This window comes from Cellulomonas denverensis (assembly GCF_012396125.1).
GTDB lineage: Bacteria > Actinomycetota > Actinomycetes > Actinomycetales > Cellulomonadaceae > Cellulomonas > Cellulomonas denverensis.
This window is the reverse complement of record NZ_JAAXOX010000002.1, coordinates 32,230-47,103: the sequence shown is the minus strand read 5'-3', so window position 1 is coordinate 47,103 and position 14,874 is coordinate 32,230. Positions and strand designations below refer to the sequence as shown.

General features: G+C 72.9%; 14 protein-coding genes and 5 tRNA genes. 6 read left to right on the top strand and 13 right to left on the bottom strand.

Features of this window, described 5'->3' with window-relative positions; all coding sequences use genetic code 11:
• Positions 1–30: 30 nt before the first annotated feature.
• The 5 genes from HGA03_RS04035 to HGA03_RS04015 all read right to left on the bottom strand — a co-directional run bounded on the left by HGA03_RS04035 (position 31) and on the right by HGA03_RS04015 (position 4,383).
• The gene (locus tag HGA03_RS04035) at positions 31–993 is read right to left on the bottom strand and encodes a phosphatidylinositol mannoside acyltransferase (protein ID WP_168628964.1); all 963 of its coding nucleotides are present in this window, start codon (positions 991–993) and stop codon (positions 31–33) included.
• The gene (pgsA, locus tag HGA03_RS04030) at positions 990–1,601 is read right to left on the bottom strand and encodes a phosphatidylinositol phosphate synthase (RefSeq protein WP_275407570.1); all 612 of its coding nucleotides are present in this window, start codon (positions 1,599–1,601) and stop codon (positions 990–992) included. Before pgsA ends, HGA03_RS04035 begins: the two co-directional genes overlap by 4 nt.
• A complete protein-coding gene (locus tag HGA03_RS04025; RefSeq protein ID WP_168628962.1) occupies positions 1,598–2,149 on the bottom strand; it encodes an HIT family protein in 552 nt (183 codons plus the stop codon). Before HGA03_RS04025 ends, pgsA begins: the two co-directional genes overlap by 4 nt.
• The gene (thrS, locus tag HGA03_RS04020; RefSeq protein WP_168628961.1) at positions 2,149–4,164 is read right to left on the bottom strand and encodes a threonine--tRNA ligase; all 2,016 of its coding nucleotides are present in this window, start codon (positions 4,162–4,164) and stop codon (positions 2,149–2,151) included. The genes HGA03_RS04025 and thrS overlap by 1 nt, the downstream gene beginning before the upstream one ends.
• A 147-nt stretch (positions 4,165–4,311) precedes the next feature.
• Positions 4,312–4,383 (bottom strand) — tRNA-Val (locus tag HGA03_RS04015).
• Between the two features lie 230 nt (positions 4,384–4,613).
• On the opposite strand from HGA03_RS04015, the gene HGA03_RS04010 reads away from it, so the two are divergent.
• Positions 4,614–5,042 carry an SsgA family sporulation/cell division regulator gene (locus HGA03_RS04010; RefSeq protein WP_168628960.1) on the top strand — a complete coding sequence of 143 codons (429 nt, stop codon included), beginning with the start codon at positions 4,614–4,616 and terminating at the stop codon, positions 5,040–5,042.
• On the opposite strand, the gene HGA03_RS04005 is transcribed toward HGA03_RS04010, so the two are convergent.
• Positions 5,032–5,808 (bottom strand): aminotransferase class IV, encoded by a 777-nt coding sequence (locus HGA03_RS04005; protein ID WP_168628959.1) that lies wholly within the window; start codon positions 5,806–5,808, stop codon positions 5,032–5,034. The two genes, HGA03_RS04010 and HGA03_RS04005, sit on opposite strands and share 11 nt — an antisense overlap.
• Entirely contained in the window at positions 5,805–6,791 is a 987-nt protein-coding gene (locus HGA03_RS04000; RefSeq protein WP_168629473.1) for a chorismate-binding protein, read from the bottom strand. Before HGA03_RS04000 ends, HGA03_RS04005 begins: the two co-directional genes overlap by 4 nt.
• Before the next feature lie 187 nt (positions 6,792–6,978).
• On the opposite strand from HGA03_RS04000, the gene HGA03_RS03995 reads away from it, so the two are divergent.
• The 5 genes from HGA03_RS03995 to HGA03_RS03975 all read left to right on the top strand — a co-directional run bounded on the left by HGA03_RS03995 (position 6,979) and on the right by HGA03_RS03975 (position 8,025).
• A tRNA-Gly gene (locus HGA03_RS03995) sits at positions 6,979–7,051 on the top strand.
• Between the two features lie 55 nt (positions 7,052–7,106).
• Positions 7,107–7,177 (top strand) — tRNA-Cys (locus HGA03_RS03990).
• A gap of 21 nt (positions 7,178–7,198) precedes the next feature.
• Positions 7,199–7,273, top strand: a tRNA-Val gene (locus HGA03_RS03985).
• Between the two features lie 46 nt (positions 7,274–7,319).
• Positions 7,320–7,392 (top strand) — tRNA-Gly (locus tag HGA03_RS03980).
• A 72-nt stretch (positions 7,393–7,464) separates the two neighbouring features.
• Positions 7,465–8,025, top strand: a complete 561-nt coding sequence (locus HGA03_RS03975; protein ID WP_168628958.1) for an SMI1/KNR4 family protein — start codon at positions 7,465–7,467, stop codon at positions 8,023–8,025.
• A 2-nt stretch (positions 8,026–8,027) separates the two neighbouring features.
• Here HGA03_RS03975 and HGA03_RS03970 read toward each other — a convergent pair whose 3' ends face one another.
• From HGA03_RS03970 to HGA03_RS03945, 6 genes are all read right to left on the bottom strand, one after another.
• Entirely contained in the window at positions 8,028–9,830 is a 1,803-nt protein-coding gene (locus tag HGA03_RS03970; protein WP_168628957.1) for an alkyl sulfatase dimerization domain-containing protein, read from the bottom strand.
• Between the two features lie 84 nt (positions 9,831–9,914).
• Positions 9,915–10,532 (bottom strand): nucleoside/nucleotide kinase family protein, encoded by a 618-nt coding sequence (locus HGA03_RS03965; protein ID WP_168628956.1) that lies wholly within the window; start codon positions 10,530–10,532, stop codon positions 9,915–9,917.
• Between the two features lie 19 nt (positions 10,533–10,551).
• On the bottom strand, positions 10,552–11,058 hold the full coding sequence (locus HGA03_RS03960) for a mycothiol transferase (RefSeq protein ID WP_203767094.1): 507 nt from the start codon (positions 11,056–11,058) through the stop codon (positions 10,552–10,554).
• 38 nt (positions 11,059–11,096) lie between these two features.
• Entirely contained in the window at positions 11,097–11,738 is a 642-nt protein-coding gene (locus HGA03_RS03955) for an SRPBCC family protein (protein WP_168628955.1), read from the bottom strand.
• Between the two features lie 106 nt (positions 11,739–11,844).
• Positions 11,845–13,275 (bottom strand): pyruvate kinase, encoded by a 1,431-nt coding sequence (pyk, locus tag HGA03_RS03950; protein WP_168628954.1) that lies wholly within the window; start codon positions 13,273–13,275, stop codon positions 11,845–11,847.
• Between the two features lie 87 nt (positions 13,276–13,362).
• Complete coding sequence (locus HGA03_RS03945) at positions 13,363–14,841, bottom strand: glutamate synthase subunit beta (protein WP_168628953.1); 1,479 nt, start codon at positions 14,839–14,841, stop codon at positions 13,363–13,365.
• Positions 14,842–14,874 lie beyond the last annotated feature (33 nt).

Here is a 14,874-nt window from a genome sequence, read left to right as displayed (position 1 = left end):
GCCCGGCGCTGCGCAGCGCCTCCAGGGCGCTCACTCCCCCGCCTCCGCCAGGGTCCGGGCGTAGCGCTCGGGGTCCAGGTCGGCGATGAAGACCCGCTGCAGCATGTGCCAGTCCTGCGGGTGCCGGCGGATGCCCTCGGCCAGCTGGTCCACCCACTGCTGGGTCAGGGCCGGGATCCGCTCGGGCTTGGGCAGATCGGGGTCGGGGGTGAGCACCGGGGAGAACTCGACCACGATGCCCCAGCCGGCGCCCGCAGCCCGGCGCCGCTCGCCGTGCAGCCGCTCGTACCAGATCGAGGTGGCGCACAGCGGCGCACCGGTGGAGATCGCCAGTGCGGCCGGTCCGGCGGCGACCCGGGCACGTTCGCCGAACAGGTCCACCTCCACACCGCGGGAGGTCAGGTCACGGTCGGCCAGCAGCGGCACCAGCCCGCCGCCGGGCCGCCGGATGCCGCGGACCAGCTCCCGGAACACCCCGCCACCGCCACCGGACAGCGGGATGATCTCCAGCCCGAGTCGCTCGCGGAACGCCAGGAACTCCTGGAACAGGGCCTCGGGCTTGAGCCGTTCGGCGACGGTGAGCGTGCGGCCCAGGTTGCGGGTGGCCCAGGCGCCGGCCAGGTCCCAGTTGCCCAGGTGCCCGAGTGCCATCACCACCATCTGCCCGTCCCGCATCCGGTCCACCACGGACAGGTCGCCGGCCAGCCGGACCCGCGCGTCGATCCGGTCCTCGCTCAGCCCGACCAGGGCGAATGCCTCGCCGAAGTACCGCATGTAGGACCGCATCCCGGCCAGCGACAGCCGGCGCAGCGCGCGCTCGTCCAGCTCGGGACGGACCCGGCGCAGGTTGCCCTCCAGCCGGCGCACCCCCTCGCCGCGGCGCAGCCAGGCCACGTCCGCGACCAGCCGGAACACCCCGCGCACCAGGCCGTCGGGCAGCTTGCCGGTGATCCGCCAGGCGGTGGCGTAGAGCCGGGCGACGTCGATCTTCACTCGGACACCGCCTGGCGCCGGACCGTGGCCATCCGCTGCACCACGGTGATGAAGGAGGCGACCGCCAGCAGCCCGAGCACCACGACCAGCACCACCGGCGGCAGCCCGGCACCGACCGCCAGCGTGGCGACCAGCACCGCGACCAGCCGGTCGGCGCGTTCGGCGATGCCCACCTTGGCGGTCATCCCCAGCCCCTCGGCCCGGGCGCGGGCGTAGGGCACGATCGAGCCGAGCACCAGGCAGGCCAGCGCCAGGGCGAGCCCCCAGTCGGCGATCGCACCGTCCTGCCCGGCGAACCACAGCACCAGGCCGGTGAAGATCGCCGCGTCGGCGAACCGGTCCAGGGTGGAGTCCAGGAACGCACCCCAGTTGCCCGACCGTCCGGCCCGGCGGGCCATCACCCCGTCCAGGGAGTCGGTCAGCACGAAGGCGGTGATCACCAGGCCCCCGGCCAGCAGGTGGCCGGTGGGCAGCAGGATCAGGGCGGCCAGCACCACGATCACGGTGCCGGTGATGGTCACCGCGTCCGGGGAGACTCCCCAGCGCAGCAGTCGGTCGGCCACCGGGGTGAAGATCCGGGTGGCGAAGCCCCGCAGGCGGTCCATCAGTGGTCCTCCCCCGGCCACGCAGCCGCGAGGCGGGTCCGTGTGTCCGCGAGCAGTTCGGGCAGTGCCCGGGTCCGGCCGACGATCGGCAGGAAGTTCGCGTCGCCGCCCCAGCGCGGGACGACGTGCTGGTGCAGGTGCGCGGCGATCCCGGCCCCGGCGACCGCCCCCTGGTTCATGCCCAGGTTGAAGCCGTCCGGGCCGGAGACCGCGCGCAGGACGGTCATCGCGGTGCGGGTCAGATCGGCGATCTCCACGACCTCGGCCTGCTCCAGCTCGGTGTAGTCCGCCACGTGCCGGTACGGGCAGACCAGCAGGTGGCCGCCGTTGTACGGGTACAGGTTGAGCAGCACGTAGGAGGTCCGGCCCCGGGCGACGATCAGGCCGTCCTCGTCCGACAGCTCGGGCGCGCGGCAGAACGGGCAGCCGTGACCGGCGGCGGCATCGGCGGGCTTGTTCTCCCCGCCGATGTACGCCATCCGGTGCGGCACCCACAACCGGCCGAAGCCGTCCGGGACCCCCGCGAGATCCCCCGCATCCTCGACCGTCATCAGACCTGGGCGTGCTCGCGCACCGCGGTGACGATCCGCTGCACCGCGTCGGCCACCGGCACGCCGTTCTCCTGCGAGCCGTCCCGGAACCGGAAGGACACCGCCCCGGCCTCGGCGTCCTCGCCCCCGGCGATCAGCACGAACGGGATCTTCTGGGTCGCCGCGTTGCGGATCTTCTTGCCGAACCGGTCGTCGGAGCGGTCCAGCTCGGCGCGGATGCCCTGGGCCCGCAGCTGGGCGACCACGTCACCGAGGTAGTCGTCGAAGGCCTCGGCCACCGGCACCGCCAGCACCTGCACCGGCGCCAGCCAGGCCGGGAACGCCCCGGCGTAGTGCTCGGTCAGCACGGCGAAGAACCGCTCGATCGACCCGAACAGCGCCCGGTGGATCATCACCGGCCGCTGCCGGGTGCCGTCCGGGGCGGTGTACTCCAGCTGGAACCGCTCCGGCAGGTTGAAGTCGAGCTGGATGGTGGACATCTGCCAGGTCCGGCCGATCGCGTCCTTGGCCTGCACCGAGATCTTCGGCCCGTAGAACGCGGCGCCGCCCGGGTCCGGCACCAGGTCCAGCCCGGACTCGGTGGCCACCTGGCGCAGCGTCTCGGTGGCCTCCTCCCAGGTGGCGTCGTCGCCGACGAACTTCTCCGGATTCTTGGTGGACAGCTCCAGGTAGAAGTCGTCCAGGCCGTAGTCCTTGAGCAGGTCCAGCACGAAGGTGAGCAGGCTGGTCAGCTCGTCCTTCATCTGGTCCCGGGTGCAGTAGATGTGCGCGTCGTCCTGGGTGAAGCCGCGGGCCCGGGTCATGCCGTGCACCACACCGGACTTCTCGTACCGGTACACGGTGCCGAACTCGAACAGCCGCAGCGGCAGCTCCCGGTAGGACCGGCCCCGGGAGTCGAAGATCAGGTTGTGCATCGGGCAGTTCATCGGCTTGAGGTAGTAGTTCTGCCCCTGCTTGGTGACGTTCCCGTCGGCGTCCCGCTCCTCGTCCAGCTGCATCGGGGGGTACATGCCGTCGGCGTACCAGTCCAGGTGCCCGGAGATCTCGAACAGCTGCTGCTTGGTGATGTGCGGGGAGTTGACGAAGGAGTAGCCGGCCTCGACGTGCTTGCGCCGGGAGTACTCCTCCATCTCCATCCGGATGATGCCGCCCTTGGGGTGGAACACCGCCAGGCCGGAACCGATCTCGTCCGGGAAGGAGAACAGGTCCAGCTCGTTGCCCAGCCGGCGGTGGTCGCGGCGCTCGGCCTCGGCGATCCGGTCCAGGTACGCCTTGAGCTCGTCCTTCGTCGGCCAGGCGGTGCCGTAGATCCGCTGCAGCTGCGGGTTCTTCTCCGAGCCGCGCCAGTACGCCGCCGCCGAACGGGTCAGCTGGTAGCCGTTGCCGAGCAGCTTGGTGCTGGGCAGGTGCGGGCCTCGGCACAGGTCCTGCCAGACCACGGTCTCCGACTCCCGGCCGGCGCCGCGCACGTTCTGGTAGAAGGTCAGGCCACCGTCGCCGACCTCGACCGACGCGCCCTCGGCAGCCTCGCCCGCGGTGGACTTCAGTCCGATCAGCTCCAGCTTGTACGGCTCACCGGCCTCCAGCTCGCGGGCCTGGTCGTCGGTGACCTCGACCCGGCGGAAGGTCTGGCCCTCCTTGACGATCCGGCTCATCACCTTCTCGAGCTTGCGCAGGTCCTCCGGGGTGAACGGGGTCTCCACGTCGAAGTCGTAGTAGAAGCCGTCGGTCACCGGCGGGCCGATCCCCAGCTTGGCGCTCGGGTTGACCTCCTGCACCGCCTGGGCGAGCACATGCGCGGCCGAGTGCCGCAGCACCGCCAGCCCGTCCGGGGAGTCGATGGTCACCGACTCGACCACGGCGCCGTCGGGCAGCACCCGGGACAGGTCCCACAGCTCACCGTCGACCCGCACCACCACCACGTCCTTGCGGTCGGAGAACAGGTCAGCCCCCGTGGTCCCGGTCGCGGCGGTGGTGGGGCTGCCGTCGACGGTGAGGGTGAGGTTCTCGGACACGGGTGGGTCTCCTCGGGATCGGTACACCGGGCGCCTCGCGCGCCTGGCCACCCCCGATGCTACCGACCGGTGGGCCGATCAGGGCCCGGAGGCCGCCGACACGACGACGGCCCCGATCCGGGCGGGATCGGGGCCGTCGTGCACGGGTGGGCGATACTGGGTTCGAACCAGTGACCTCTTCGGTGTGAACGAAGCGCGCTACCACTGCGCCAATCGCCCGGTGCTGGGACCACCATACAGAACCGGTGGCCGTTTCCGCCAAATCGGGTCGCGCCGCCGGTCACGACGCCGCAGCTCACCGCGCTCGCGCCCGATCCGCAGGCCGCGGAACCGGCTGAGGAACCGGCCCGGGTGAAGCGCAGGTCACAGCGGGTGAAAGTGCATCCTGGCGCTCGGCCTGGCACGGTCGAGGCTGCAATGATGGAACAACACCGAAGGGGGGTGACGCCATGGCCCAGCACAGTGACGACGTCGTCGAGTCGGTCGCAATGCAGTTGATCAGCTCGGACGCGAGCGTGCTGCCCGTGACCGCCGAGCTGTCCTACCGCGCGGGCGACCCCTACACGGTTCGCGCCGTGTTCAGCAGCCCGCAGTCCACCTCCGTGTGGCTGATCGGCCGTGACCTGCTGGTGCAGGGCATGCTCGCCGACTCCGACGACCCGGCCGGCAACGGCGACGTGCAGGTCTGGCGGGACGAGGACCCGCTGTTCGTGCTGATCTCACTGACCGGCATCGAGGGCTCCGCGCTGCTGGCCGCCCCGGCGGACGCGGTGGAGCACTTCCTGACCCGGACCGAGGACCTGGTGCCGCTCGGCACCGAGAGCGAGCGGATGGAGGGCGAGCTGACCGCGCTGATCGCGGCCCTGCTCACCGCCTGACCCGGCTCCGCTCCACCAGTTCTCGCACCCGCGCCAGCACCGGTGTGCCGGCCACCGGCACGCCGTCCAGCGCCACCACCGGCACCAGCCCGCGCAGCGCATTGCTGACCGCCAGGCCGGCCTCGCCCGCGCTCACCCGGTCCAGCACCGACCAGGGCAGTTCCGCCTCCCGGACCGGCAGGCCCGCCGCCGCGGACCACTCCAGCACCCGGGCGCGCATGATCCCGGGCAGGCAGCCGCAGGCGAGCGAGGGGGTCAGCACCTCGCCGTCCACCTCCACCCAGACGTTCGAGGTCGCACCCTCGGACAGCCGGCCGCGGGTGTCCGCCAGCAGCGCCTCGTCCGCGCCGTGCGCCCGGGCGTCGGCCAGGGCCAGCGCGTCGGCGGCATAGGCGGTCGACTTGTGCCCGGTCAGCGGCGACCGCTCGTTGCGCACCCACCGGCTGCGGTGGGCGGCCGGGTCCGGTCGCGGGTCGAGGGCGGCGCCGACCACCACCGGCCCGCGCGGCGATCCCACCGTGATCCGCACCCGGCCGATCCCGGGACCGAGCACCGCGTCCACCCCGCTGCGCACGTCGCCGACGGTCAGCCCGAGGGCGTCGGCCGAGCGGGCCAGCCGGGCCAGGTGCCGGTCCAGGTCCAGCACCACCCCGTCGACCACCGCGCAGGTCTCGAACAGGCCCAGGCCGTGCACCGGCACCGGGTCGGTCGCCGGGTAGACAGGGTCGCCGGGGTCGATCAGCCGTCCGTCCGCCCACACCCTCATGCCGGTTCCCCCGTCGCCAGGCCGATCAGCCGTTCCGCCTTGAGCTCGGTCTCCGCCCACTCCGCCTCCGGCTCGCTGCCCCAGGTGATCCCGGCGCCGGTGCCGAACCGCAGCACGCCGTCCTCCCACCAGAACGTCCGGATGCCGACCGCCAGTTCCGCGGTGAGCGCCCCGTCCTCGCCGACCTCGGCCCAGCCGACCAGACCGCAGTACGGGCCGCGCGGCGCCGTCTCCAGCTCGGCGATGATCCGCAGCGCCGACGACTTGGGCGCCCCGGAGACCGATCCGGGCGGGAAGGTCGCCGCCAGCACCGCACGCCAGTCGGTGGTGTCCAGCACGCCGGACACCGTGGTGACCAGGTGCACCAGTCCGGGGTGGTGCTCGATCGCGAGCAGGTCCTCCACGGTGACGGTGCCCGGCCGGCAGATCCGTTGCAGGTCGTTGCGGACCAGGTCGGCGATCATCACGTTCTCCGACCGGTCCTTGTCGGTCAGGCCGTCCGGGGTGCGGGCGGTGCCCTTGATCGGCGCCGAGCTGATCCGGCCGTCGGCGATCCGCAGGAACAGTTCCGGCGACGCGCTGACCACCCACTGCCCGGGCACCTGGATCGCACCGGCGAACGGCGCCGGGTTGCCCGCGGCCAGCCGGTCGGCCAGGGCGGCGGCGTCCGGCTCCTGCGGCAGCGCGGCGGACAGCACCCGGCAGAGGTTCGCCTGGTAGACCTCCCCGGCGCGGATCTCCGCCCGGATCCGCCGCACCCCCGCGAGGTAGGCCTCCCGGTCCAGCGAGCTGTGCCACTCCCCCGGCCCGCGCCAGGGGTGCGCGGCCGGCCGCACCTGCCCGGCCCGGGCGAACCGCCAGGCACGCACCGGCCCGTCGAAGTCGCCGACCAGCACCCAGTGCCCCGGCGTGCGCAGGCGCGCGGGCTCCGCGGCGACGTCCGGCACGTGCTCGCACACGTCCCGCAGTTCCCGTCCGCCCATCCGCGCCCAGCCGCCGTCTCGCACCGGCACACGGTATCGACCCAGATCGCCCGAACGCCCCGGTCACCCCGGTGAACACGCGGGACACACCGCCCGAGCAGGACGGATTGGACGACGACTCAAAAGTTCGCGTACAGTTCAGGACGCACCGGGCAGCCCGGCCAGAACGGCCGGACGGCAGGCGCATGCGGATGTGGCTCAGTTGGTAGAGCATCACCTTGCCAAGGTGAGGGTCGCGGGTTCGAGTCCCGTCATCCGCTCGGAGGCAGACACTCCTGGTCGATCGGTCTCGATCGCTGAGGACTGAGGTCTCAGGGTGGAGTGGCCGAGAGGCGAGGCAGCGGCCTGCAAAGCCGTATACACGGGTTCGAATCCCGTCTCCACCTCGTATTTCCAGTGGTTCCACTGGGCGATTGGCGCAGCGGTAGCGCGCTTCCCTGACACGGAAGAGGTCACTGGTTCGATCCCAGTATCGCCCACCAGCCAGGGCCGTTCCGGTTCCGACCGGAACGGCTTTGCTGTTCACATGCGGATGTGGCTCAGTTGGTAGAGCATCACCTTGCCAAGGTGAGGGTCGCGGGTTCGAGTCCCGTCATCCGCTCGGTGCACGAAGGCGCTCTCCCCCGCGCGGGGTGGGCGCCTTCGTCGTTCCCGGCTGGCATACTCACCCGGCGTGAGCACCCCTGACGTCAGCACCGAGTTCCGCCGGCTGCGCGCCCACCTGGAGCGCCTGGCCCCGGGTTCGGCCACCACCTTCAACCCGCCCGCCACCGCCGAGGAGCTGGAGCGGCTGGACGAGGTGCTGGACGGCCGCACCCCGCCGGAGCTGCGCGAGCTGCTGCTGGTCGCCAACGGCCAGGACGACCCTTCCGGCGTGCACGGCATGCTCAACCACCTGAGCTTCTGCTCGGTGGACGAGCTGATCCGGTTCCACCGCGAGCTGGCCGCCGGCAACCGCCGCACCCCGGCCCCGCAGCCCTCGGCCTACCGGTGGGCGACCTGGTCGCCGGACTGGATCCCGGTGATGACCGCCGACGGCGACGCGCTGATGATCGACCTGGACCCCGGCGAGTCCGGGACCGCCGGCCAGGTGTTTGTCCGGCCGGAGGACCCGGAGCTCGACCCGCCGCTGGCCGACAGCCTGGGCGGCTACCTGGCCCGGGCCAACGAGCTGATCGAGGCCGGCGAGTACGAGGCCGACGACGACGTGGTGACCATCGTCGAGCTGTACTGAGCTCAGCGCAGCAACAACTGCGGGGTGCTGGTGGCGACCGGGTCGAACAGGCCGAGCAGCTCGCGCACCGCGTCCGGGTCGCTCACCCGCACGGCCCGGGGCAGCACCTGCTCCGGGTCGCCCACCCCCGCGCCCAGGTCCTGCACGGCGGCCGCGTCGATGCTGATCTCGGCATCCGCCTGCTCCGGCGCCGGTTCGTGCACCACCGCGACGCCGCGACGGAGTTCCAGGGCCACCGACCCACCGGTGTCCGGGAACCGCCAGGCCAGCACCCGGTGCACGGTGGCGGCACGCTCGGCATCGAGTCGCACCCGCAGACCGGCCACGATGGTCGCGGCCGGGATCGCCCGCAGCACCTCCGGCGGCTGGAACTCGAAGCTCCGGGAGTAGTCGACCGTCCCGTCCAGCTCGTTCGCCCCGCTGAGCGCCATCGTGCGCCAGTAGATGTTCTTCTGCCGGTAGCCCCAGGTCCGCAGCGCCTCGGCCTTGAGCCCGCGGGCCTCGGTGTCCTCGCGGTCGACCCGGATCACGTGGCTCAGCAGCTCGGCGGCCCAGCCCGGGTCGTCGGCGGCCAGTGCCTCGCGTGCCCGCTCGAGCACGGCGTCCCGCCCACCGATCGCCTGGACGTAGCGCCGGGCGCGCTCGGTGTGCAACGGGGCGGCCAGCTCGGTGGCATCACCGGTGAACCAGCCGAGCGTGCCGGTATAGATCGCGCGGACGCAGTGTTCCGGCGCGCCGTAGTAGGGCTGCAGCCACGGGTCGTCCCGCAGATGGTCCGGCAGCCGCCGGGCGACCAGCTCGACCAGTTCCTCCGGGGTGGCACCGCGGTTCATCTGCCGGATGCACTGGTCGTGCAGGAACTGGATCGCGTCCCGGTAGTGGGTGATCCGCTCGACGATGAAGGCGTTGCCCCGCCACGGGCGCATGTGCGACCCGGAGTACGTGTCGGCGCCGCGGGCATAGGACAGCAGGGTGTCCACCCCGGCCCGCCACGCCTCCACGTCGCGGTAGGCGGTGCCGCGCAGGGTGTACAGATTCGGGAAGGTCTCGCCCTGGATGGTCTCCGAGCCGTGCACGTGCCGGAGGTCGGGCAACCACAGGTCGATCTCGTCCTGTGCGTCGCCATAGGCGTGGAAGGCCACGATCCGGACCCCGGCGATGGTCAGCTCCGCGGTGTCCCCGACCGTGCGGGTCGGCAGGTGGGTGCTGCGCGGTCCGGGCGGCGCGACCGGACCCAGGCCGCCGTGCACCACCCCGGCCGGGCCGAAGCCGGCGTAGGTGACCAGGCTGGTCCGCGCGGTCAGGATCGGCCCGACCAGACCGGCGTCGTTGATCAGCCAGCGCTCGAAGGACTCGTGCGCGATCACCTCCACGGCGCCGGAGTCGACGTCCGCGCCGGTGATCCCGAGCCCGTTCAACGCGTAGCAGTGATCGGGGTGCCGGTGGGTGAAGACCACCGCCCGGACCGGCAGGTCGGTGAACCGGCGGAACTCGGCCATCAGCTCCGCCGACGCGGTGTCCGACTCCCCCGGGTCCACGATGATCACGCCGTCCTCGCCGACGATCATGGTGGTGGAGCAGAGCTGGAAGCCGTGTGCGACGTACACCCGTCCCGGCACCGGCTCGTAGATCCGCCGGGGCATCTGCCGGGCCCAGGCGGTCTGCTCCGGATGGACCGTGTCGGCCGGCTCGGTGACCGTGATGCTGGGCCCGGCCTCGTGCGCCACCGGCGCCAGGTGCTCGTGGAACGAGGCGAAGTACTGCTCCCACTGCTCGACCGTGGTCAGGCCGTCGACTGCACTCATTGCGGAACCTCCGGACTCGCTGGGGTGGCTGTCCGCCGAGTGCACCAGCCACCGGGGGTCGCCGCCTCACCCGCGCCGGATGACTCAGCGCTCGACCACCCAGCCCGGGCGGTCCGGGTGATCGACCCGGACCACCACGTCCGCCACCGCCTCCGGGTCGGTCTCGGCGCGGTACCGGCGATCGGTGTCCAGCCGCCACTGCTCGGGCTGCGGCAGCCGGCGGGCCAGCATGTCCGGGCGCAGCGCCAGGTGCACGCTCAGGTCGGCGGGCAGCCAGCGGCCGAGCAGCAGTTCCCCGGCCAGCAGCAGCACCCCGTCCGCCGGCACCGGCTCGCGGCGACGACGCGCGGAGCGGTCCTGTTCGGCGTCCCACAGCGCGGGCAGGTAGGCGGTGCCGGCCTCCCACGGGTCCAGCACCTCCCGGATCAGGGCGCCGGCGTCCAGGGCGAGGTCGAGCAGGGCGTCCGGGTCGTCCCGGCCGTACTCCCAGCGCACCGAGGCCGGGCGCAGGAAGTCGGCGGACCGGACCAGCACCACCGGGCGGCCGAGGGCGCGCAGGGGTTCGACCAGATCGGCCGCCCACCGCTCCGGGCCGGTGACCGCCCAGCCGTCGATCAGCACCCGCGGGCGCGGACCGAGGCCGAGCACCCGGTCGACCAGCCGGGAGCGGACCTGTTCGGGGCTGACCGGTTCGACGCGCACCCGGACAGTCTGCCGTCCGTCAGGCGCTCAGCAGCACCCCGCGGACGAAGGCGGCCTGCCCGGCGTGCTGCACGGCGTCGTCCAGCACGCTGACCAGGCGCACACCGCGGGTCACCGGCGGGTCCCAGCCCGGGTCGATCACCTCGTCCAGCTGGTCGTCGGTCAGCGTGCCGAGGTAGGCGATCGAGGCCGCAGTCGCCGCGTGGGCGTAGCCGATCAGCAGCTCCGCCGGTGCGCGGACCGCGGCGACCTGCTGCGTGGTGTTGCCGTAGCCGTTGTCCGCCGGGTCCAGCGGCAGCCCGAACCGGTCGGCCCAGCCCTCGGCGGTCCAGACCTCCTCGGTGCCGCGTAGGGCGGCCACCTGCGCGTCCTGTTCCCGGGCCAGGTGCCACACCAGCCAGGCGACCGTGTTGGCCTGCGGCCCGATCCGCTCGGTGAGCTGCTGGTCACCCAGCCCGGACACCGCCGTCCGCACCAGGTCGTCCAGTCGGCCGAAGCCCTCGGTCAGCACGTCGATCCCGTTCATGCCGACCACGCTAGGCCCGACCCCCGACAGCGCGCGCGTCAGCCGACCCGCTCGGCCCGGTCCCGGATGCCGCGCAGCATCTTGGCGGTCATCAGGGTGCTGACCGGGATCGTCGCCTCCACCATCGGCCGGGCCCAGGACTCCTGGTAGCCGTAGCGCTCGCGCACCACCAGCCGGGTGGTCCCGGGCAGCGGGCCCGGGCGCAGCACGAAGGACCAGACGAAGTCGAAGGGCGGGGTGTCCTCGTCCGGCAGCACCGGTCCCTCGCCGTGCAGCACGAAGGCGTAGTCCGGCTCCAGTCGCCGGATCGCCAGGGCCAGGTCGTCGGCCAGGTGCACGTCGTCCCCGACCTGCACCTGCTGCCACTCGGGCACGATCTGGTCCGCGGAGTGGATGTCCAGGCCGATCAGGTTCTCCAGCGCGTCGAAGCTGTAGAACCCGGCCCGGCCCTTCCCGAGCTGCAACAGCCACGGGTACACCGCGGCGGCCGGCGCCTGGATCGTGATCGCCCGGGTCACCACCAGGTCGGCCTCCGGCAGCAGCTCGTCGCCGGGCAGGCCCACCGAGCGCTCGACCTGGGTGGCGCCGAGCCGGATCGCGCACTGCCGGGCGACGAGGTAACCGGCGGTCAGGGCCGCGCCGAGGGTCAGGACGCGCAGCGCGCGGGTGGTGGAGGCCATGGGTCCCACCCCATCACCTCACCGCGCCCGGCGCCATGGGCCGGTGGTCCCGGAACGGGCGAGGGCCCCGCGGCGACTGCCACGGGGCCCTCGTACCGAACGGGGATCAGGCGATGCGGCCCGAGGGCTCGTCGCCGATCTTGTGCACGACGACGGTGTTGGTGGAGCCCACCACGCCGACCGGGGTACCGGCCACGACCACGACGTAGTCCCCGGGCTCGGCCAGGCCCTGCGCGCGCAGGGTCTGCTCGACCTGAAGCACCATGTCGTCGGTGTGCTGGACCTGCGGGACCTGGTAGGTCTGGGTGCCCCAGGTCAGCGACAGCCGGTTGCGGACCGCCTCGTCCGGGGTGAAGGCCAGCAGCGGGATCGAGCTGCGCAGCCGGGACATCCGGCGGGCGGAGTCACCGGACTGGGTGAAGGTCACCATGTACTTCACACCCAGCACCTCGCCGACCTCGGCGGCGGCCCGGGTGATCGCGCCACCGCGGGTGTGCGGGGTCGAGCCCAGCGGGGCGATCCGCTCGCGGCCGAGCTCCTCGGTGGCCTCGATGATCCGCGCCATGGTGCGCACGGTCTCGATCGGGTACTCGCCGACCGAGGTCTCACCGGACAGCATCACCGCGTCGGCACCGTCCAGCACCGCGTTCGCGCAGTCGGAGGTCTCGGCGCGGGTCGGTCGCGGGTTGTTGGTCATGGACTCGAGCACCTGGGTGGCGACGATGACCGGCTTGGCGTTGCGCCGGGCCAGCTCGACCGCGCGCTTCTGCACCAGCGGCACCTGCTCCAGCGGCAGCTCCACGCCCAGGTCACCACGGGCGACCATGATGCCGTCGAAGGCGTCGACGATCTCCGGCAGGTTCTCGACCGCCTGCGGCTTCTCGATCTTGGCGATGACCGGGACGACCCGGCCCTCCTCCTCCATGATCCGGCGGACGTCGTCGTAGTCCGCGGCGTTCCGGACGAAGGACAGCGCGATGATGTCGGCGCCGATCCGCAGCGCCCAGCGCAGGTCCTCGGTGTCCTTCTCGGACATGGCCGGCACGGAGACCGCCACGCCGGGCAGGTTGATGCCCTTGTTGTTGGAGACCGGGCCGGCGACCTCGACCCGGGTGACGACCCGGGGGCCCTCGACCGCGGTGACCCGGACCAGCACCCGGCCGTCGTCGATCAGCAGCGGGTCACCGACCCGCGCGTCGTTCGGCAGGCCCTTGTGCGTGGTGGAGACCAGCTCCTTGGTGCCCGGCACGTCCTCGGTGGTGATGGTGAAGGTGTCGCCCTCGGCGAGGTAGTGCTTGCCCTCGACGAACCGGCCGAGCCGGATCTTCGGGCCCTGCAGGTCGACCAGGACGGCGACCGAGCGCCCGGAGGCCTGGGCGGCGGCCCGGACGTTCTCGTACACCTTCGCGTGGGCCTCGGCGTCGCCGTGGCTCCGGTTGATACGGGCGACGTCCATACCGGCGTCGACAAGGGCCTGGATCTGCTCGGCGGACTCCGTGGCGGGGCCGATGGTGCAGACGATCTTCGCTCTACGCATGGGGGGAAGCCTAGGCCTTTCGTGACAGACGGTTCGGACCGAACGTCCTGGCGGGCCTGGCCTGCTGGAACGCTCGCGGTTGATGGTCTACGGACGCATCGCCACGGTGCTCGCGGTGACCGGAGCAGGCAGGGCGGTGCTGCCAGACAGGTACGAGTCTACGGCCGACGCAGCCGCCCGACCCTCCGCGACCGCCCAGACCACCAGCGACTGCCCCCGGCCGGCGTCCCCCGCGACGTAGACACCCGGGACCTCGGTCCCAAAGTCCTCGTGACGTTCGACCGTGCGGCGCCCGCCGATCACCAGCCCGAGCTGCTCGAGCAACGGCGACGGCTCCGGCCCGGTGAACCCGAGGGCCAGCAGCACCAGCTGCGCGGGCAGCTCGCGGTCCGTGCCCGGCACCGGTTCGGGCCGGCCGTCCACCAGCCGGACGTCGCGCACCCGCAGCGCCCGCACCCGGCCGTCCGCGTCGCCGAGCACCTCCTCGGTGGTGACCGCGTACGCCCGCTCACCACCCTCCTCGTGTGCGGAGGAGACCCGCAGCAGCAGCGGCCAGACCGGCCACGGATCGGCCGCGCGCCGCGCCGCCGGGGGCTCGGGCATGATCTCCAGCTGCGTGACGGACCGGGCACCCTGGCGCAGCGCGGTGCCGAGGCAGTCCGCCCCGGTGTCGCCGCCGCCGATCACGACCACGTCCAGCCCGGATGCCAGCGGCTGGCCGGGCACCGGCGTCCCCCCGGCCAGCGCGGCCCGGTTGGCCGGCACCAGGTAGTCCATCGCCGGGAGCACACCCGCCAGGCCACGGCCCGGCACCGGCAGGTCCCGGGGCACGGTCGACCCGACGCAGACCAGGACCGCGTCGAACCGTGCCCGCAGCTCCTCCCCCGTCAGGTCCGTACCGACCTCGACGCCGCACCGGAACCGGGTGCCCTCCGCGCGCATCTGCGCCAGCCGGCGGTCCAGGACGCGCTTCTCCAGCTTGTACTCCGGGATGCCGTACCGGAGCAGCCCGCCGGGCGCGTCGGCGCGCTCGTGCACCACCACCGTGTGGCCCGCCCGGGTCAGCTGCTGCGCGGCCGCGAGCCCGGCCGGCCCGGAGCCGACCACGGCGACGGCCTGCCCGGTGAGCCGCTGCGGCACGTGCGGGACGACGAGCTCGCGGTCGAACGCCTCCTCGGCGACCGCCAGCTCCACCTCGCGGATGGTCACCGCCTCATCGTGCAGGCCGAGCACGCAGGACGCCTCGCACAGGGCCGGGCAGACCCGTCCGGTGATCTCCGGGAACGAGTGCGTGACGTGCAGGCGCTCGGCGGCCTCGGACCACTGCCCACGCCAGGCCAGGTCGTTCCACTCCGGCGCCAGCGCACCGAGCGGGCAGGCGTGGTGGCAGAACGGCACGCCGCAGTCCATGCACCGGGAGGCCTGCCGTTGCACCCGCGCCACGTCGTCCGGGTGGCCGGCCCGGTGTCCGTGCACCTCCGCCCAGTCCAGCAGCCGCACCGGCACGGGCCGGTTCGGCGGAGTCTCGCGCGCACGGTGGGCGAGGAAGCCCTTCGGGTCAGCCATGCACGGTGACGCTAGGTGCCGCACCGGACGACG